Below are 17284 nucleotides of genomic sequence, written 5' to 3'. Positions count from 1 at the left end.
CATCGCGCGCTCACACGGCCGATGCATTCAATAGCCGCTCGCGCACCAGCGCGACATCCGTCTTGCTGAACAGCTCGACTTCGTAATTCGCCTCTTTCACGTAGTGGACGAAGCTCGCGTCAATCACGCCATTCGACGCGAGCGTCCCGAGCGGTACGTTCGCGCCGACCGGGCACGACTTCACCACCATCAGGCGCTCGGCGTTCAGCGACGTCGACAGCCACGCGGCAAGGCTGTCGGAGGTCGTGTCCCAGTTGGTCATCGAGTTGGGCGTGACGCGCATCAGGCTCACGGGCATCCACACGGCAACCTTGCCCTTGCGCAGCGCGCGCCGGATCAATTCCTCGTTGGTCGCAAGCACCAGGTCTGGCAGCACGGCCTGCATCATCAGCGCGTACTGCGTCATCGCGAGCAGGCACATGTTGTGGGCGGCGAGATCGTCGAATTGCCATTCCTGCTGATACACGCGCACGCTGTCCGCAAAATCCCCACCGCCCGGCACGATCACCACGCGCCCGCCGCCAACCTCCCACAACTGCGTGAGCCAGTCCCGCAGCGACGGGTCGTGACTCAGGCTGCCCCCGATCTTCACCACCCACATGTCCGTTACCTCGCTCTCGTTCGACCTCACGACGGCATGCCCGACGGGCCGGCCCGACGGTCCGCCCGGTCCGCGTCCGCCCTGCGCACGCCGCGCTACCGCGAGTCTGCGCTGCCCATGCCGCTCGCGCATCGATAGTGCAGCGCCCGGCGCGTCGCAGGCCCGTTGCCGGCCGCTTCACGCGGCGCGCTGTTCCCGCCTCCTCGCCGTCATCAGCCATGCGACGGCCACGCTCGGCGCGCACGTCGCGATCCATTCGGCGGCATCCGCTGGCGCGTTGCCCGCTATCTGCGTAAACGTGCCGAAATCCACGTAATCGCGCGCGTGGGCCTTCGCCAGCGCCGCCGCCAGAAAGCGCCCGCAACCCGCGCCCACGACGGGCGCACGCGCCAGCGTCGGATGCGCCGCGCACACCTGCTCGAAGCTCGCGCCGATCGCGCGCAATTGCGCGTCGCGCCATGTGCGCGCGAACTCGCGCCATTCGTCTTCCGTGGCGTCGCCCGCATCGCGGCCGATCGTTCGCGCGAGCCGCGCGCAGCTTGCCGCGATCGTCTTCGGTCCGTTGTCGGCGCTCGCATGCTGGTCGTGCGGCGGCCATAGCTCGCCCGTCAGCCGGTAAATGTCGGCGCTCGTCGCGAACCATTCGTTCATCACGCCCGCCGTCTCGCCGCGAAACGCAATCCGATGCGCGATGCCGCACAACGGCGTGCGCACCACGCCGTGATAAGCGAGTTCGCCTGTCACGAGGCGCGTTGCGTCGCTGACGCCGCGTGCCGCGACACGCGCGTCGGCAACGGGCACGATGTCCGTCGTCGTGCTCCCGATGTCGATCAGCACGCAATCGCGCATACGGGTCGCGACATGCTGCGCCGTCGCGAGCCAGTTCGCCGACGCGACGGCCCGCCATTGCGCGACGCTTTGCGCGGCATCCAGCCAGCCGGAAGCACCTGCGAAAAACGCCGTATCGGCGCCGAGCCGCGTAGCCAGCGCATCGACGAGCGCGCGCACGCCATGCTCGCGGTCGGCGAACAGATCGACCATTTCGCCCGTCATCGTGACCGCGTGGCGTGCGCTCGCGTGGGTGAGATCGGGCCAGCGCTCAGCCGCCGAACCGATCGCGCGATGCAGATGGTCGAGCCCTTGCCACAGCGGACACGCCCATTGCGCGATATCGGTGACGATACCGTCCGCGTCGACGCGCGACACCTTCACATGCGCGCCGCCGACGTCCCAGCCGAACACGACAGGCCCGGCAATCGAAGACGCGGACGCGGACGCGCTCATGATCGCGCTCCGAATGCGGACAGCTTCGCGCCCGTCGCGCCGCCGGACGCCGAATCACGCGCGCGCGGCGCAACCTGCAGACCGTGCGCCGCGAGCACGTCGGCAGCGAGATTGCGCCCGAGCCGCGCAGACAATCCAGCATAGGCGACGGTCGCACGCGGGTTCACCTCGATCACGACCGGGCCGCGCGTCGGATGCCACACGACATCGATACCGGCAAACCCGCGCAAGCCGGGCAGCGACGCCGCGACCTGCCGCGCGAGCGCGTCGAGCGTGCGGCCTTGTGCGCTGTCGCGATCGATGCGGTCGATATCCACGCCGTCGAAGCCGACCACCTGCCCCGCATGGCCCGCCACGGGCTCAGCCACGTCGATCCGCTGCCGGTTGATGCTGACGAGCGTCGCGCCCGCTTGATCGCAGATCAGCGACAAACTCAGCGCGTCGCCGTCCACCCACGCCTGCAGCACCGTTTCACGGTCCGCCGCGCGCCGCGCCGCGTATTCGGCGCGTGCCGCGTCGGCGTCGTCGAACACGAGCGTGTCGAGCCCGCCCGCGCCGTCGTCGGGCTTGACGACCCAGCGTTGCTGCGTGCGCGGATCGACCTGCGCCGGTTGGAGCGCAGGCGTCACCGCAATACCGCACGACGCGAGCCGCGCCGCCGTCGCGCGCTTGCTCGACGCAAGCGCGATCGCCTCCTTCGTGCAGCCGATCCAGCGCGCGGGACCGACGGCGTCGGCGAGATCGAGCATCAGGCCATCGCATTCGGGCGCGACGATCCACGCGTAGTCGTGCTCGCGCGCGGCACGCGAGACGAACTCCAGCATCGATTCGCCCGGCTTCGCGCGGCAATGCGCAACGCGTTCATCGACATGCTCGAAGCGCGAACTCGCAAAGCTGACCTGCACACCGTCGAGCTGCCGCAGATCGCCGACAATCGCATCGCGCATCACGCGCCCTTCGACGACCAGCGCGCTCAGATCCGCGAGACTGCTGCTGCCCGCGAGTTGCGCGTCGATGCCGCCGCCAGTGAGATACTCATAAACCCAGAGCTTCATCAAGGAACGTCTCCGCATGCAGGTGATCCCGGTTCTCGATCTGCTCGACGGCCACGCGGTGCGCGCGATACGCGGCGACCGCGCGAACTATCGGCCCATCCAGTCATCGCTGTGCGCAACGAGCGAACCGCTTGCCGTCGCGCGTGCCCTCGTCGCCGCGACAGCCGCGCCTGCGCTATACGTCGCGGATCTCGGCGCGATCATGTCGCGCGAAACCCATCCGTCGACGCTGGCCGCGCTCGCCGCGAGCCTCGCGCATCCGCATGCGCATATCGGGCCACACAGCGGCCCGTTCGAAATCTGGCTCGACGCAGGCTTCGCCGACTTCCCGTCGATGCTTGCCCATCTGTCGCGCATCGCCGCTTCGACCGGCTCCGCACACGCGCGCATCGTGCCCGTGTTCGGCTCCGAATCGCTGCACTCGCTCGACGCGCTGCGCGAAGCCGAAGCGGCCGGCTACGCGCCCATCCTGTCGCTCGATCATCGCGGCCGTCAGCTGATCGCGGCCCCCGAACTCGCGCAGGCACTACGCTCTCCTGCGTCGTGGCCGTCGCGCGTGATCGTGATGACGCTCGATCAGGTCGGCGCCGACGCCGGCCCTGACCTCGATACGTTCAACCTGATCCAGGCGCAGGCGGGCCAGCGTTCGATCATTGGCGCGGGCGGCATCCGCCATCGCGACGATCTCGATGCAGCGGCACGCAGCGGCGCGCATGCATGGCTCATCGCATCGGCGCTTCACGACGGCAGGCTTCGCACCCCAGACGCGACGCGCTCAGACGCTGCGACCTGATCCGCGAAACAATATCCATGCCACGCGATCCGCGCTGCAGCAACGGCGCGGCTCGCATGCACAGTGGGCCGCGCACTGTCCTCAAGTGACACACTGTTGCAGCGCGAAGCACATACTGTTCTGCGCGTGGCCTGTCGCGCGGCGGGACGTGTCGGGCCGCTCATGAGGTGTTCACGTTCGACGCAGCGAGTCGTTTCGCCGCGCGCTCACATCGAAATGCCGCCGACCGTGCTGGCGCAAGGCTGCCACGCGGCAACAGCGAAATCGGCACGGACCTTGCTGGTCGGGGTCTTATGCACGAGTCCACGTCCCCCGTCACGCATGTCAACGCGACATCGGCCGCCGATGCGCCATTGCCATCCGTATCGACAACCCACGACTGGACCTGCCCGTTCTGCCCGCTGCTGTGCGACGACATCGAAGCCCATCTCTCCGGCGCTCAGACGCTCGCCGCGCCCGACACGCAATGCGCGCGGCTCGCCGGGGCATTGACCCGCTATGACGCCAGCGACAACGTCTGCTCGCCAGGCATCGACGGCTGCCCTGTCTCGCTCGATATCGCACTCGACGCAGCCGCCGCCGTGCTCGCGCAGGCGCGCCGGCCGCTCTTCGGCGGCTGTGCGACGGATATCGCCGGCGCGCGTGCGCTCTATGCGCTCGCTGCCGGCTGCGGCGCGATTCTCGATTCGCTGCATGGCGACGCGCTGAGCGCCTCGACGCTCGCGCTGCAGGATCGCGGCGCGTTCTTCACGACCTTGTCCGAAGTGCGCTCGCGCGCCGATCTGCTGGTGGTTTTCTCATGCGAACCTGCTGCCCGGCATCCGCGCTTTTACGAGCGCATTGCGAGCGGCACGTCGATGCAGCGCGAAATCCGCTTCGTCTGTTGCGACACCGATCCCGCCGCCAGTCAGGCCAGCGACGCGCGCACCGCTTCGATACTCGCCGACGCTTCGCCGCACGACGTGCTCGCGCTCTGGTCGGCGATTGCCGAAGGCCGCAAACCCGAATCACTCAATGACGCCACGGGCATCGCGACGGCGCTCGCTTCGTTGATGGCGCGCATCGCCGAAGCGCATTACACGGCGTTCGTGATCGAGCCGGCTGCGCTGCCTCACCCGCACGCAGCGCTGCTGATCGAAGCGCTGCACCGGATCGTCAAGGCGATCAACCGCACGAGCCGCGCGGGCGTGCTGACGCTCGGCGGCGCGGACGGCGTGCTAAGCGTCAACCAGACGATCACGTGGCTGTCGGGCTTTCCTTTGCGCACGCGCGTGTCGAAGCCCGACCGGCCACCGGGCACGCCGCCGCTCGACCACGATCCGTATCGCTATCGCACCGAACGTCTGCTCGCTGCGGGCGAAGCGGATGCGTTGCTGTGGACGGCGAGCTTCGACCCGCATCCGCCGCCGTCGACGCTAGACGCGAACACGCCTTTGATCGTGCTCGGCACGCCTGCGCTCGGCTCCGCGCTCGCGCAGCAAACGCGCAGCGCGAAGACGATTTTCATTCCCGTCGCGACGCCCGGCATCGACAGCGATGGCCACCTGTTTCGCGTCGATACGTCCGTCGTCGTGCCGCTGCATGCGGCGCGGCATGTTGCGCTGCCAACGGTTGCATCCATCGCGACGCATCTAGCCGACGCGCTCGCGACGCGCGCCGCGCAGACACGGAGCCCGGCATGAGCATCGCCCGACTCAGAGGCGGCCGCGTCTACGATCCCGCGAACGGCGTCGACGGCGAGCAGCGCGACGTCTATATCCGCGATGGCCGCATCGTCGATGCGCCCGCGGGCGGCGCCGTCGATCGCGACTACGACGCGCAAGGCATGATCGTGATGGCGGGCGGCATCGATCTGCACTCGCACATCGGCGGCGGCAAGACGAACCTGTCGCGGCTGCTGTTGCCCGAAGATCATCGCGACGACGCGCCGTGCGATGCATCGTACGAAGCCGTACAGGACGAACGGGGCCGCTATCTGCGCATGCCGTCGTGCGGCGTCTGCACGCCGGGCACGCTCGCCACCGGCTATCGTTACGCGGAAATGGGCTACACAGCGGCCTTCGAGCCGGCGATGATCGCGTCGAACGCGCGTCACGCGCATCTGGAAATGGGCGACACGCCGATCATCGATCATGGCGCCTACGTGATGCTCGGCAACGACGAACTGCTGCTGCAGATGCTCGCCGCGAAAGACGACTTCGAGCGCGTGCGCGACTACGTCGGCTGGACGATGAACGCGAGCCGCGCGCTCGGCGTGAAGGTGGTCAATCCTGGTGGCATCTCGGCGTTCAAGTTCAACCAGCGTTCGCTCGATGTCGACGAAGCGCACGCGCATTACGGCATCACGCCGCGCGACGTGTTGCGCACGCTCACGCGCGCGTTGACCGAGTTGCGCGTGCCGCATCCGTTGCACGTGCATGCGAGCAACCTGGGCGTGCCGGGCAATATCGACTCGACGATCGCAACGATGGACGCCGCCGATGGCCTGCCCATTCATCTCACGCACATCCAGTTTCATAGCTACGGCACGGAAGGCCCGCGCAAGTTCTCGTCGGGCGCGCGTGCGATTGCCGAGGCTGTCAACGCGCGGCCCAATGTATCGATCGACGTTGGGCAGATCATCTTCGGGCAAACCGTAACCGCTTCTGGCGACACGATGATGCAGTTCAAGAACGCACCGCTCGCGCGGCCGCACAAGTGGATCGTCGGCGATATCGAATGCGATGCGGGATGCGGCATCGTGCCGTTCCGCTATCGCGAGCAAAGCTATGTGAATGCGCTGCAATGGATCATCGGCCTCGAAATCTTCCTGCTGGTGGACGACCCGTGGCGCGTGTCGATGACGACGGATCATCCGAACGGCGGGCCGTTCACGAGCTATCCGCATCTGATTCGCCTGCTGATGGACAAGCCGTTCCGCGACGCGCAGATCGACCGGTTGCATCCGGAAGCGAAGATCGCGAGCGCGCTGCCGGAGCTGACGCGCGAGTTCTCGCTGTATGACATCGCGATCATCACGCGCGCCGGCCCGGCACGCCTGCTCGGCCTGAAGGATCGCGGCCATCTCGCGCCGGGCGCCGCCGCCGATATCGCCGTGTATCGCGACGACGCGGACCGCGAGCGGATGTTCACGTCGCCCACTTATGTGTTCAAGGACGGCGAACTGGTCGCGCGCGACGGCAACCTGGTATCGACGCCAACGGGCGGCATTCACTTCGTTTCGCCCGACTACGACAGGAGCATCGAAAAGACCTTGCGCCAGTACAGCGAAGCGAACCTGGCGACGAACTTCGCGCACGCCGCGATCAGCGACGACGAAATTTGCGCATGCTGCCGCGGCGGACGGCTGTTGCCCGTCGCGTGCCTCGCGCGAGCATGAAGGCGAACGCGCGATGCAGATCAACGACACCCTGATCGACGACACCTTCGCAGAAGCCTTCCCGATGAAGGCGACGCGCCTCGTCATCACCGCGCACACGCCGCGCTGGGCGCGCGCGGCGGCGGATTCGCTGACGGGTTTCGCGACGTCGGTGATCGACTGCGGCTGCGAGGCGGGCATCGAGCACGAGATCGCCGCCGACGCGACGCCCGATGGACGTCCCGGCATTTCGGTGCTGATTTTCGCGGTGTCGTCGAAGGAACTGGTGAAGCAGATCGCGCGGCGCGTCGGGCAATGCGTGCTGACGTGCCCGACCACGGCCGTCTACAACGGCATCGATCCCGCGACGACGCGCGCGCCGCTGTCCGATGTCGCGCCGCTTGGCGGGTCGCTGCGTTTTTTCGGCGACGGCTGGCAGATATCAAAAATGCTCGGCGGCGTGCGCTATTGGCGTGTGCCCGTGATGGACGGCGAATTCGTCTGCGAGGAATCGGTGCAGACGGTCAAGGCCGTCGGTGGCGGCAACCTGTTGCTCCTTGCGCGCGATCTGGACAGCGCGCTCGCGGGCGCGGAAGCCGCCGTCGCCGCGATGCATCGGCTTGCGAACGTGATTACGCCGTTTCCGGGCGGTGTCGTGCGCTCGGGATCGAAGATCGGCTCGAAATACAAAGGCGCCGTCGCGTCGACCAACGACGCGTTCTGCCCGACGCTCACCGGTTTGTCGCAGCGCAGCGAACTCGACGCGCAAACCGGCTGCGTGCTGGAGATCGTGATCGACGGACTGACCGATGCGGACGTCGGCGCGGCGATGACGGCGGGCATCGAGGCGGCCTCCGCTGCGGGCAAGGGTGTGGTGCGCATTTCCGCCGGGAACTATGGCGGCAAGCTCGGGCCCTACCATTTCAAGCTGCGCGAACTGGCCGCGCGCATTGTGCAGCGCTCAAAAAACACCACGGACGGCGCGCCATGAGCACGATCACGTTGCGCGTGAAAGCCGCACCGGGTTTTCGTGTGGATGGCTCGCCACTGTTGCCGTCCGCGTTGTCCGCGCTATCGGGCGCGGAGATTGCGCATCGGATGCTGCCTGCGGGCAACGAAGCTTGCGTAATCGGCGATCTGTTCGACGTAGCCATCGATACGAATGGCGACGATGCGCGTCTTGTGATCGAAGGCGACGCGAGCTGGCTGGACCGGCTTGGCGCGCAACTCGACGCAGGCCGCCTACGAATCAGCGGCAGCGCTGGCGATTACGCAGGCTTGCGCATGACGGGCGGCGCGCTCGACATAGCCGGCGACGCAGGCCATTTCGCAGGCTGCGAAATGCGCGGCGGAACGCTCGTCGTAGCGGGCAATTGCGGCGACTTCGCAGCAGGCGCACTGCCCGGCGGCATGGAAGGCATGACAGGCGGCACGCTAATCGTAGCGGGCAATGCAGGCGCACGCCTTGGCGACCGGATGCGGCGCGGCACGTTACTGATAGGCGGCGACGCGGGCGATTACGCGGCCTCGCGGATCGTTGCCGGGACGATCGGCATTGCGGGCCGCGTCGGCGCACACTATGGTTACGGCTTGCGGCGCGGCACGCTGTTGATGTTGCAACGGCCTGAACGCATCCCGCCCACGTTCACGACGGGGGGCCGCGGCTTCGACGTGTTCTGGTCACTGTTCGCGCGAGCGCTCAAGGCCGAATGCGATGCGGCGTCGGCCGCGAGCACCGCCATAGCGCAGTGCTTGAAGCCCTTCGCAGCACTCGACGCCCGCACGCCGCCGCAGCGCTACGCGGGCGATCTTGCAGTCGATGGACGCGGCGAACTGCTGATCGTCGCCGGCGAATGATCGAGGGAACCGACATGAACGCGACACGCTCGACCGATATCGCGCGCAGCGGCAGAGAGAGGCCCGAGCGCTTCCCGACGGCGCTGATCGTGCTGCATTGGCTGATCGCGGTCTGCATCATCGCGATGCTCGGCATCGGCCTCTATATGGTCGGACTGCCGCGCGGCCTGCCGTTCAAGGCCGTGTTGATCAACTTTCACAAGTCGCTTGGCTTGACGATTTTCCTGCTGGTGCTGATGCGCATCGGAGTTGTCATGGTATCCGGCAGGCCGCCGTTGCCGCCGATGCGAGCGTGGCAACGCGCCGCCGCGAGCGCTACGCAGGTTCTTTTATACGCTGCAATGATCGTGATGCCGGTGACGGGCTATCTGGGCTCGTCGTTCAACACCTACGGCACGCGTTTCTGGGGACTGCTGTTGCCGAAGTGGGGCTGGGATGACAAAGGCTTGCGCCATTTCTGGTTCACCATTCATGAGATCACCGCATGGATCTTCATTGCGTTGATTGCGTTGCACGTGGCGGGCGCGCTGAAGCATCAGTTGATCGACCGCGACGGACTGTTGCGCAGGATGTTGCCGTGATGCGCGACGCTCATCAATTGAGGCCTGTTTCAAGGGCGTTTTTGCGAGTTCTTTCGGGAGCAAGGGGACAATGAAGGTCAAGGTGCTCGGTTCGTCGGCGGGCGGCGGCTTTCCGCAATGGAACTGCAACTGCCGCAATTGTGATGGTGTGCGCAAGGGCACGATCACGGCGCGGCGGCGCACGCAGTCGTCGATTGCGGTGAGCGTGGATGGCATTGCGTGGCTGCTCGTGAACGCATCGCCCGATATCCTCGCGCAGATCGCTGCGAACCCTGAAATGCAGCCCGCGCGTCACGCGCGCGACACAGGTATCGCAGCCGTGTTGCTGATGGACGCTCAGATCGATCACGTAACCGGCCTGCTGATGCTGCGCGAAAACAGCGCGCCGATGCCGCTGCATGCAACGGAGGCCGTCTGGCAAGACCTGTCGACGGGTTTTCCCGTCGTATCGATTCTGTCGCACTACTGCGGCGTCGAACGCCACACCATTGCACTCGATGCGGGTCCGTTCGAGATCGCCGCCTTGCCGGGCGTGCGCATCGAGGCGTTGCCGCTGTCGAGCAAGGCGCCGCCCTACTCGCCGCATCGCGCGGCGCCGCAGCGTGGCGACAACATCGGCCTGCTGATCACGGCGCCCGGTTCGGGCAAGCGCGTGTTCTATGCGCCCGGCCTCGGCGTGCTCGAGCCGCACATCCGCGATGCGATGCGCAGTGCCGACTTGCTGCTCGTCGACGGCACGCTGTGGACCAGCGACGAGATGATCGAACTCGGCCTGTCGAAAAAGACAGCCGCCGACATGGGCCATCTCGCGCAAACGGGTCCGGGCGGCATGATCGAAGTGCTGGATTCGCTCGATAGGCCGAATGCGCGAAAGGTGCTAATACATATCAACAACACGAACCCGATCCTGATCGACGACGGCCCCGAGCGGCGCGCGCTGGCGCAGCACGGCATCGAAGTCGCGCACGACGGGATGCTGTTCGAGCTATGAGCCGCGCAGATGCAAACGCAAAAGCAGACCACTGATACGGAGACGCGATCGATGAGTTTCAAAGGCGACATCGGCCCGGCATGGACCCGAGAAGAATTCGAAGCGCAGTTGCGCGCGAAGGGACAGGCGTATCACATCCATCACCCGTTCAACGTGAAGATGAACAGCGGCGGATGCTCGCGCGAGCAGATTCGCGGCTGGGTCGCGAACCGTTTCTATTACCAGATCAACATTCCGCTGAAGGATGCCGCCGTCCTGTCGAATTGCCCTGATCGCGAAACGCGCCGCCGCTGGGTGCTGCGCATTCTCGATCACGACGGCTATGGCGAGGATGAAGGCGGCATCGAAACGTGGGCGCGGCTGGGCGATGCCGTCGGTTTGTCGCGCGATGAATTGTGGTCTTTGGAACACGTTGTGCCTGGCGTGCGCTTCGCTGTCGACGCCTATGTGAACTTCGCGCGACGTGCGCCGTGGCAGGAAGCCGTATGCTCGTCGCTCACGGAGATCTTCGCGCCGCAGATCCACAAAGACCGGCTTTCGACGTGGCCCGAGCATTACCCGTGGATCAAGCCCGAAGGCCTGGCGTATTTCCGTTCGCGCATCTCGCTCGCGCAACGCGATGTCGAGCATGGCCTCGCTGTCACGCTCGACCATTTCCGCACGCGCGAGCAGCAGGAACGCGCGCTCGACATTCTGCAATTCAAGCTCGACATTCTCTGGACGATGCTCGACGCGATCGAAAAGGCGTTCCCGGCATGAACACTCAAGACAACGCGCAAGACACGGAAAAACGCGGCCCGAAACTGAACAGCCTGTTTCGCCTGCAATGGGAACCGGCACAGGATGCGCATGTGCTGCTGTATCCCGAAGGCATGGTCAAGCTGAACCAGAGCGCCGCGCAAATCCTGTTGCGTTGCGACGGCACGCGCGACATCCCGACGCTCGTCGCGGAGCTGGAAGCGGCGTTCAATGCGACGGGACTGACGCCGGAAGTCGAAGCCTTCGTCGACCACGCGCGCTCGCGTGGCTGGCTGGAGTAACAGCATGACCGATCTCTCGACCCCCGCACAGGAGCACGCGCAGCAAGCCACGCGCAACGGCGTGGGTCCGCCGTTATGGCTGCTGGCGGAACTCACGTATCGTTGCCCGCTGCATTGCGCGTTCTGCTACAACCCCGTCGACTACACGAGCCATCGCAACGAACTGAGCACCGCGCAATGGATCGACGTGTTGCAGCAGGGCCGCAAGCTCGGCGCGGCACAACTCGGCTTCTCCGGCGGCGAGCCGCTGATGCGCGACGATCTCGAAGAACTCGTCGCCGAAGCGCACCGCCTCGGCTTTTATACGAACCTCATCACATCGGGTGTCGGGCTAACGGATGCGCGTCTCGACACGCTGAAGGCCAACGGGCTCGACCACATTCAATTGTCGTTTCAGGACTCGACCCAGGAACTCAACGACTTCCTCAGTAGCACGCGCACTTTCGATCTGAAGAACCGCGTCGCGCGCTCGATCAAGGCGCATGGCTTTCCTATGGTGCTCAACTGCGTGCTGCATCGCTACAACCTGCCGCATGTCGACAAGATCATCGACATGGCGCTGGCAATGGGCGCCGAATATCTGGAGCTTGCGAACACGCAGTACTACGGCTGGGCGCACGCGAACCGCGCGCAACTGATGCCGACTGCCGAACAGCTGCAAGAAGCGGAAGCTGTGGTCGAACGCTACCGGAAGGAGATCGGCAACCGCTGCAAGATTTTCTTCGTCGTGCCCGACTACTTCGAAACGCGGCCCAAGCGCTGCATGAACGGCTGGGGCTCGGTGTTTCTCGGCGTCGCGCCCGATGGCGCCGCACTGCCCTGCCATTCCGCGCGCTCGCTGCCGGGCCTCACGTTTCCGAACGTGAAGGACACGCCGCTCGAGCACATCTGGTACGACAGCGACGCGTTCAACCGCTTTCGCGGCTTCGAATGGATGAAGGAGCCTTGCCGAAGCTGCGACGAAAAAACCAACGACCTCGGTGGCTGCCGGTGCCAGGCGTATCTGTTGACGCTCGACGCCGCCAATGCCGATCCCGTCTGCGACAAGTCTCCGCATCACGAGCAGGTCGTGCGCGTGGTGCGCGATGCGGCCCAACGTCCGGCAACGCTTGCGCCGAACGAACAGCCCGTCACGTTCCGCAACGACGCGAACTCGAAACGCCTCAGCGCCGACGCGCGCGAGATGACAGCGACGCCTCACACCGAGAGAACGCGATCATGACGACGCCCGCTATTTCCGTGCTTCTCGTCGACGATCATGCCGTCGTGCGCGAAGGCTACCGAAGGCTGCTCGAACTAAGCCCCGATGTGCGCGTCGCCGGCGAAGCCGCCGATGCGACGCAGGCCTATCAGCGCTTTTGCGCGTTGCAGCCGGATGTCGTCGTGATGGATCTCGCGTTGCCTGGCGCGAGCGGGATCGAAGCGATGCGGCGCATGCTCGCGAGAGAGCCGGAAGCGCGCGTGCTGATTTTCAGCGTACATGAAGAGACGCTCTTCGTGCGTCGCGCTTTCGATGCCGGCGCATGCGGCTATGTGACGAAAGCCAGCGCGCCCGATGTGCTCGTCGAAGCGGTGCGCGCGGTCGCGCGGCGCGTGCGCTATCTGAGCGCCGATGTCTCGCACGCGCTCGCGCTACGGACGATGTTCAGCGAAGGACCGCCCGGACGGCAGCTCTCCGCACGCGAGTTCGAAGTGCTGCGCCTGCTCGTGCAAGGCTTTACGCTGCCCGTGATCGCGGAAAGGCTCGGCCTGAGCCAGAAGACGATCGCGAATCATCAGTCCGCGATCCGGCAGAAGTTCGGCGCGAACAACGGCGTGCAACTCGTGCAGATCGCGCAGCGCCTCGGTTTGCAGTTCTCCGAGCTTGCCGCGCCTCACGAGCTTTTCGGTTCGGCGGGATCGATGGAAGCGCTCGGCTCTGGCAGCCCGAGCTGAGCCGGTACGCGCGCGCACAGCAGAAAGCCTCGCGCTGGCTCGCTCGCAACATGAAACTCGCCGCCCAGCGCTTCAACGCGCTCACGCATGCCGATCAACCCTAGCCCGATGCGTGGCTTCGACAGGTCGACTCCGGGGCCGTCGTCAGCGACCGTGACGACGATCTCTTCAACCCGCTCGCGGCTGGCAGGCGCTCTCACCAGATAAATTTCAACATTCGATTCGCGCGCGAACTTCGACACGTTCGTCAGCGCTTCCTGCACGAACCGGTAGAGCGTGATGTTGAGCGCATCGGTGAAGCCGTCGAAGTCGCCTTCGATGGTCAGCTTGAACGACGCATCGGGCAGCCGTTCGCGCCAGCCTTCGACGCAATGTTCGAGCGCGCTCGGCAGGCCAAGTTCGTCGAGGCCGATGGGCCGCAGCTTGCGGATCATCCCGCCAATCTGCCGATACACGAAGCCCGCGCTTTGCATCACGGCGAGCGACGCGCGATGCACCTCGTCGTTTTGCGTCGACAGGTCGCGAATCCGCGCGGCATCGAGTGCGATCGCGTTCAGGTATTGCCCCAGTTCGTCATGCAGTTCGCGCGCGAGATGACGGCGCTCGGCCTCCTGCGCTTCGATGCCCTGGCTCGCGAGCCGCCGGTTTTCGGCGAGCAGCCGCGCGGCTTCCTCTTCCGCCGCGCGGCGGCGCTGCAATTCCTTCTGCGAATCCCGATAGCGCCGCCACGAGAACCAGGCCAGCCCCGCCGCGAGCACGAACAGCGTGACGGGCAACTCGTCGAGCTGATAGCGCTCGGCGCGGCGGCTCCAGCGGTATGCGATCTCGGAGACATCGAAGGTCGAGCACAGCGCGCCGACGATCACCGTCAGCACGACGACGCACATGAAGTCGCGCCACGCGACCGAGCGCGACTCTGTGGCGCGGGCCGCGCTTTTACCCGCCGCGGGCCGCTGCGGCGCGCGCGAGGGGTCCGCCGCGCCCGATGCATCCGCGCGACGGTCTGCTGCTTGCCGCTGGTCCGGCGTGGGGTCTGCCGGTCTGGCTGAGGAGAGAGCTTCGGGCATGAGCGTATCGATGGGAGCGGTCACTCATTCTACTCACCGAATGGGTGCATTTTGTGTTGCTTTTTGCAGGTTTGGGAAGGCCTCCCGAAAGAATCGGGAAAGCTTCCCGGGCATGACGCGCCTTTGATATGCGACGCTTCAATCAACGGCGAAGCGACACAGAGACAGGCATGCGCGGCTCGCGAAAGCGCCGTCGAAACAAGCCTAAAACAAACTGCTGGAGACAACAACGATGAAACCCTCACGGCGCAAATCACGACGCGTCCGTCTGCACCCTCGCAAGCGCGCTTTCCAACTGATGTTCAGCAGCGCGCTGGCCAGTCTGTGCGCGGCAGCCTGGTCACAGGAGGCCGCGCCGCCGCCCGCCGATACACCGCCCGCCGACGTGCAGCAGACTGCGCAGAACACGACGCAGGAAGCCGAAATGCCGTCGATTCTCGTGATCGGGACCACGCCGCTGATCGGCATCGGCACCGCGATCGAACTGGTGCCCGCCAACGTGCAGACGATCCGCGGCCGGGAGATCGACCAGCAGCATCCGAACACGCTCACCGACTACTTCGCGACCAATCTGCAAAGCGTCGACATCAACGACGCGCAGGGCAACCCGTCGCAGATGGACATCAGCTATCGCGGCTTCACGGCTTCGCCGCTGCTCGGCACGCCGCAGGGACTGTCGGTGTTCATGGACGGCGTGCGCATCAACGAGCCGTTCGGCGATGTCGTCAACTGGGACCTGATACCGCAGGCCGCGATCGATTCGATCCAGCTGATTCCCGGCTCCAATCCGACCTTCGGCCTCAACACGCTCGGCGGCGCGATCGCGATCACGACGAAGAACGGCAGCAATTCGCCGGGGGGCGAAGCGGAGATCAGCGGTGGGTCGTTTGGGCGCAAGAGCGCGCAGATCCAGCAAGGCGGTGTGATAGGCAGCAACCTTGACTACTACTTCACCGCGAACGCCGCCAACGACGACGGCTGGGCCGATCACAACGGCAGCCGCTTGCGCCAGGCTTTCGGCAAGCTGCGCTATCACGATGCCGACACGACGCTGTCGATCTCCGGCGGCGGCGCGGACAACACACTCGACGGCTCGCAGACGATTCCGCGCTCGTTTCTCGACAACCGAAAACAGGCGTACACGTTTCCCGATCAGAACAACAACACGGTCGGCTATCTGACGATTGCGGGCGAGCACTATTTCACGCCCAATGTGCAGTTGAGCGGCACGCTCTACTATCGCCACTATCGCAACAAGAACGTCAGCAGCAACGTGAACGACGACTTCGATCCCGATGACCCCGACGATGCACCGCCCGCCACCAACGTGCAGTCGACAGTGTTCACCCAGAGCTATGGCGGCAGCCTGCAACTGGCGCTGTTGCAGAACCTGTTCGGCAAGCGCAATGAACTGACGCTCGGTGTTGCCGCCGATCTGGCGAACACGCACTTCACGCAATCCTCGCAAGACGCGACGTTCACCGACACGCGCGCAACGATCGGCACTGGTCCGTTCGTATCGACGACGGATGCGAAGACGCGCAATGAAACCTACGGCGTCTATTTCACCGACACGTTCTCGTTCACCGAACAATGGGCGTTGACGTTTGCGGGCCGCTACAACTGGTCCCGCACGACGATCGGCGACGAGAGCGGCGTGCAGCCGCTACTGGATGGACGTCATGTGTTCTCGCGTTTCAATCCTGCTGTCGGCATCACTTACAATCCGACCGATACGCTCACCGCGTACTTCACGTACAACGAAGGCATGCGCTCGCCGACATCGATCGAACTGGCGTGCGCGGACCCGGATGCGCCCTGCTCGCTGCCGAACGACTTCATTGCGGACCCGTCGCTGAAGCCCGTCATTTCGAAGACGTTCGAAATCGGCGCGCGCGGGCGCGTCGGCAGCAATACGACGTGGAGCGCCGCACTGTATCGCACGACGCTCGATGACGATATCCAGTTCATCAGCAGCAACGGCGCGGCGAGCTCGCTCGGCTTCTTTCAGAACGTCGGCAAGACGCGCCGGCAAGGCTTCGAAGTCGCGGGCCGCACGAAGTATGGTCCGGTTGGCGTGAGCGCGAGCTATAGCTATATCGACGCGACCTATCAGTCGACGTGGACCGAGAGCAGCGCGAGCAATTCGAGCGCGGACGCGAACGGCAACATCACCGTGAAACCCGGCGACCATATTCCCGGCATTCCGCAGAACACGGTGAAGCTGCGCATCGACTACACGCCGTTCGCGGCGTGGAATATCGGCACGAACCTCACGTATCGCGGCAGCATCTACGCGCGCGGCGACGAGAACAATCAGGATGTGAATGGCACGGTTGCCGGCTATTTCCTGATCGATCTCGACACGACGTATAACGTGACGAAGCAGCTTCAGGTGTTTGCGACCGTCAAGAATCTGCTGAACAAACACTATGCGAACTTTGCGATTCTCGGTGAGAACTTCTTCAACGGACCGAACCATACGTTCGATCCGGGCGGCGTCACCAATGAGCAGTTTCTTGGGATCGGCGCCCCGCGTGGGGTGTGGGTTGGGTTGAGGTATGCGTGGAAGTGAATGCGTTTCGCTGGATTGCTTACCGGTTTTTCTGCCCGCTGCCAGCGGGCTTTTTTTCGCCCGCAATCAGATAAGACTGATTTACCTGGTTCTGTTGTTTTCGTTCTCACCTTGACAGTTATCAACGGATATTCGGCGGGATTCACG

Annotated in this window: 16 protein-coding genes; 12 read left to right on the top strand and 4 right to left on the bottom strand. The window is 65.2% G+C overall.

Annotated features, from left to right (window positions below):
• Positions 1 to 10: 10 nt before the first annotated feature.
• The 3 genes from C2L65_RS34205 to C2L65_RS34195 form a co-directional block, all read right to left on the bottom strand.
• Positions 11 to 601 carry an amino acid kinase family protein gene (locus C2L65_RS34205; RefSeq protein ID WP_007576919.1) on the bottom strand — a complete coding sequence of 197 codons (591 nt, stop codon included), beginning with the start codon at positions 599 to 601 and terminating at the stop codon, positions 11 to 13.
• A gap of 177 nt (positions 602 to 778) precedes the next feature.
• A complete protein-coding gene (locus C2L65_RS34200) occupies positions 779 to 1885 on the bottom strand; it encodes a hydantoinase/oxoprolinase family protein (RefSeq protein WP_042311814.1) in 1107 nt (368 codons plus the stop codon).
• A complete protein-coding gene (locus C2L65_RS34195) occupies positions 1882 to 2940 on the bottom strand; it encodes an ATP-grasp domain-containing protein (protein ID WP_052426940.1) in 1059 nt (352 codons plus the stop codon). The genes C2L65_RS34200 and C2L65_RS34195 overlap by 4 nt, the downstream gene beginning before the upstream one ends.
• Before the next feature lie 16 nt (positions 2941 to 2956).
• Between C2L65_RS34195 and C2L65_RS34190 the strand changes: the two genes are divergently transcribed.
• The 11 genes from C2L65_RS34190 to C2L65_RS34140 all read left to right on the top strand — a co-directional run bounded on the left by C2L65_RS34190 (position 2957) and on the right by C2L65_RS34140 (position 13495).
• A complete protein-coding gene (locus tag C2L65_RS34190; RefSeq protein WP_042311809.1) occupies positions 2957 to 3733 on the top strand; it encodes a HisA/HisF-related TIM barrel protein in 777 nt (258 codons plus the stop codon).
• A 293-nt stretch (positions 3734 to 4026) separates the two neighbouring features.
• Positions 4027 to 5415, top strand: a complete 1389-nt coding sequence (locus C2L65_RS34185; RefSeq protein ID WP_042311845.1) for a molybdopterin-binding domain-containing protein — start codon at positions 4027 to 4029, stop codon at positions 5413 to 5415.
• Positions 5412 to 7112 (top strand): formylmethanofuran dehydrogenase subunit A, encoded by a 1701-nt coding sequence (locus C2L65_RS34180; RefSeq protein WP_042311807.1) that lies wholly within the window; start codon positions 5412 to 5414, stop codon positions 7110 to 7112. Before C2L65_RS34185 ends, C2L65_RS34180 begins: the two co-directional genes overlap by 4 nt.
• 13 nt (positions 7113 to 7125) lie before the next feature.
• Positions 7126 to 8082 carry a formylmethanofuran--tetrahydromethanopterin N-formyltransferase gene (fhcD, locus tag C2L65_RS34175; protein WP_042311805.1) on the top strand — a complete coding sequence of 319 codons (957 nt, stop codon included), beginning with the start codon at positions 7126 to 7128 and terminating at the stop codon, positions 8080 to 8082.
• Positions 8079 to 8948: a formylmethanofuran dehydrogenase subunit C gene (locus C2L65_RS34170; RefSeq protein ID WP_042311804.1), complete on the top strand. Its 870-nt coding sequence runs from the start codon at positions 8079 to 8081 to the stop codon at positions 8946 to 8948. The genes fhcD and C2L65_RS34170 overlap by 4 nt, the downstream gene beginning before the upstream one ends.
• Positions 8949 to 8962: 14 nt before the next feature.
• The gene (locus tag C2L65_RS34165) at positions 8963 to 9529 is read left to right on the top strand and encodes a cytochrome b (RefSeq protein ID WP_042311842.1); all 567 of its coding nucleotides are present in this window, start codon (positions 8963 to 8965) and stop codon (positions 9527 to 9529) included.
• A gap of 70 nt (positions 9530 to 9599) precedes the next feature.
• A complete protein-coding gene (pqqB, locus tag C2L65_RS34160; protein WP_042311802.1) occupies positions 9600 to 10520 on the top strand; it encodes a pyrroloquinoline quinone biosynthesis protein PqqB in 921 nt (306 codons plus the stop codon).
• Between the two features lie 51 nt (positions 10521 to 10571).
• Entirely contained in the window at positions 10572 to 11279 is a 708-nt protein-coding gene (pqqC, locus tag C2L65_RS34155; RefSeq protein ID WP_042311841.1) for a pyrroloquinoline-quinone synthase PqqC, read from the top strand.
• Complete coding sequence (gene pqqD, locus C2L65_RS34150; RefSeq protein ID WP_042311798.1) at positions 11276 to 11560, top strand: pyrroloquinoline quinone biosynthesis peptide chaperone PqqD; 285 nt, start codon at positions 11276 to 11278, stop codon at positions 11558 to 11560. The genes pqqC and pqqD overlap by 4 nt, the downstream gene beginning before the upstream one ends.
• 4 nt (positions 11561 to 11564) lie before the next feature.
• Complete coding sequence (gene pqqE, locus C2L65_RS34145) at positions 11565 to 12782, top strand: pyrroloquinoline quinone biosynthesis protein PqqE (RefSeq protein WP_042311839.1); 1218 nt, start codon at positions 11565 to 11567, stop codon at positions 12780 to 12782.
• Positions 12779 to 13495 carry a response regulator transcription factor gene (locus tag C2L65_RS34140; protein ID WP_042311796.1) on the top strand — a complete coding sequence of 239 codons (717 nt, stop codon included), beginning with the start codon at positions 12779 to 12781 and terminating at the stop codon, positions 13493 to 13495. Before pqqE ends, C2L65_RS34140 begins: the two co-directional genes overlap by 4 nt.
• Here the strand turns inward: C2L65_RS34140 and C2L65_RS34135 are convergent.
• Positions 13435 to 14382, bottom strand: coding sequence for a histidine kinase (locus tag C2L65_RS34135; protein WP_042311837.1), 948 nt, complete (start codon positions 14380 to 14382; stop codon positions 13435 to 13437). The two genes, C2L65_RS34140 and C2L65_RS34135, sit on opposite strands and share 61 nt — an antisense overlap.
• 412 nt (positions 14383 to 14794) lie before the next feature.
• Here C2L65_RS34135 and C2L65_RS34130 point away from each other — a divergent pair, with 412 nt between their 5' ends.
• On the top strand, positions 14795 to 17137 hold the full coding sequence (locus tag C2L65_RS34130) for a TonB-dependent receptor (RefSeq protein WP_042311794.1): 2343 nt from the start codon (positions 14795 to 14797) through the stop codon (positions 17135 to 17137).
• Positions 17138 to 17284 lie beyond the last annotated feature (147 nt).

It is taken from the genome of Paraburkholderia terrae, assembly GCF_002902925.1.
Lineage (GTDB): Bacteria > Pseudomonadota > Gammaproteobacteria > Burkholderiales > Burkholderiaceae > Paraburkholderia > Paraburkholderia terrae.
The sequence above is the reverse complement of the archived record's forward strand: the minus strand, read 5'-3'. Positions and strand labels throughout refer to the sequence as shown.

Bases quoted from the DNA above. Each gene is read 5' to 3' on its own strand.
- C2L65_RS34205 (WP_007576919.1), bottom strand. From the start codon at position 601: ATGTGGGTGGTGAAGATCGGGGGCAGCCTGAGTCACGACCCGTCGCTG.
- C2L65_RS34200 (WP_042311814.1), bottom strand. From the start codon at position 1,885: ATGAGCGCGTCCGCGTCCGCGTCTTCGATTGCCGGGCCTGTCGTGTTC.
- C2L65_RS34195 (WP_052426940.1), bottom strand. From the start codon at position 2,940: ATGAAGCTCTGGGTTTATGAGTATCTCACTGGCGGCGGCATCGACGCG.
- C2L65_RS34190 (WP_042311809.1), top strand. From the start codon at position 2,957: ATGCAGGTGATCCCGGTTCTCGATCTGCTCGACGGCCACGCGGTGCGC.
- C2L65_RS34185 (WP_042311845.1), top strand. From the start codon at position 4,027: ATGCACGAGTCCACGTCCCCCGTCACGCATGTCAACGCGACATCGGCC.
- C2L65_RS34180 (WP_042311807.1), top strand. From the start codon at position 5,412: ATGAGCATCGCCCGACTCAGAGGCGGCCGCGTCTACGATCCCGCGAAC.
- fhcD (WP_042311805.1), top strand. From the start codon at position 7,126: ATGCAGATCAACGACACCCTGATCGACGACACCTTCGCAGAAGCCTTC.
- C2L65_RS34170 (WP_042311804.1), top strand. From the start codon at position 8,079: ATGAGCACGATCACGTTGCGCGTGAAAGCCGCACCGGGTTTTCGTGTG.
- C2L65_RS34165 (WP_042311842.1), top strand. From the start codon at position 8,963: ATGAACGCGACACGCTCGACCGATATCGCGCGCAGCGGCAGAGAGAGG.
- pqqB (WP_042311802.1), top strand. From the start codon at position 9,600: ATGAAGGTCAAGGTGCTCGGTTCGTCGGCGGGCGGCGGCTTTCCGCAA.
- pqqC (WP_042311841.1), top strand. From the start codon at position 10,572: ATGAGTTTCAAAGGCGACATCGGCCCGGCATGGACCCGAGAAGAATTC.
- pqqD (WP_042311798.1), top strand. From the start codon at position 11,276: ATGAACACTCAAGACAACGCGCAAGACACGGAAAAACGCGGCCCGAAA.
- pqqE (WP_042311839.1), top strand. From the start codon at position 11,565: ATGACCGATCTCTCGACCCCCGCACAGGAGCACGCGCAGCAAGCCACG.
- C2L65_RS34140 (WP_042311796.1), top strand. From the start codon at position 12,779: ATGACGACGCCCGCTATTTCCGTGCTTCTCGTCGACGATCATGCCGTC.
- C2L65_RS34135 (WP_042311837.1), bottom strand. From the start codon at position 14,382: ATGTGCGTCGTCGTGCTGACGGTGATCGTCGGCGCGCTGTGCTCGACC.
- C2L65_RS34130 (WP_042311794.1), top strand. From the start codon at position 14,795: ATGAAACCCTCACGGCGCAAATCACGACGCGTCCGTCTGCACCCTCGC.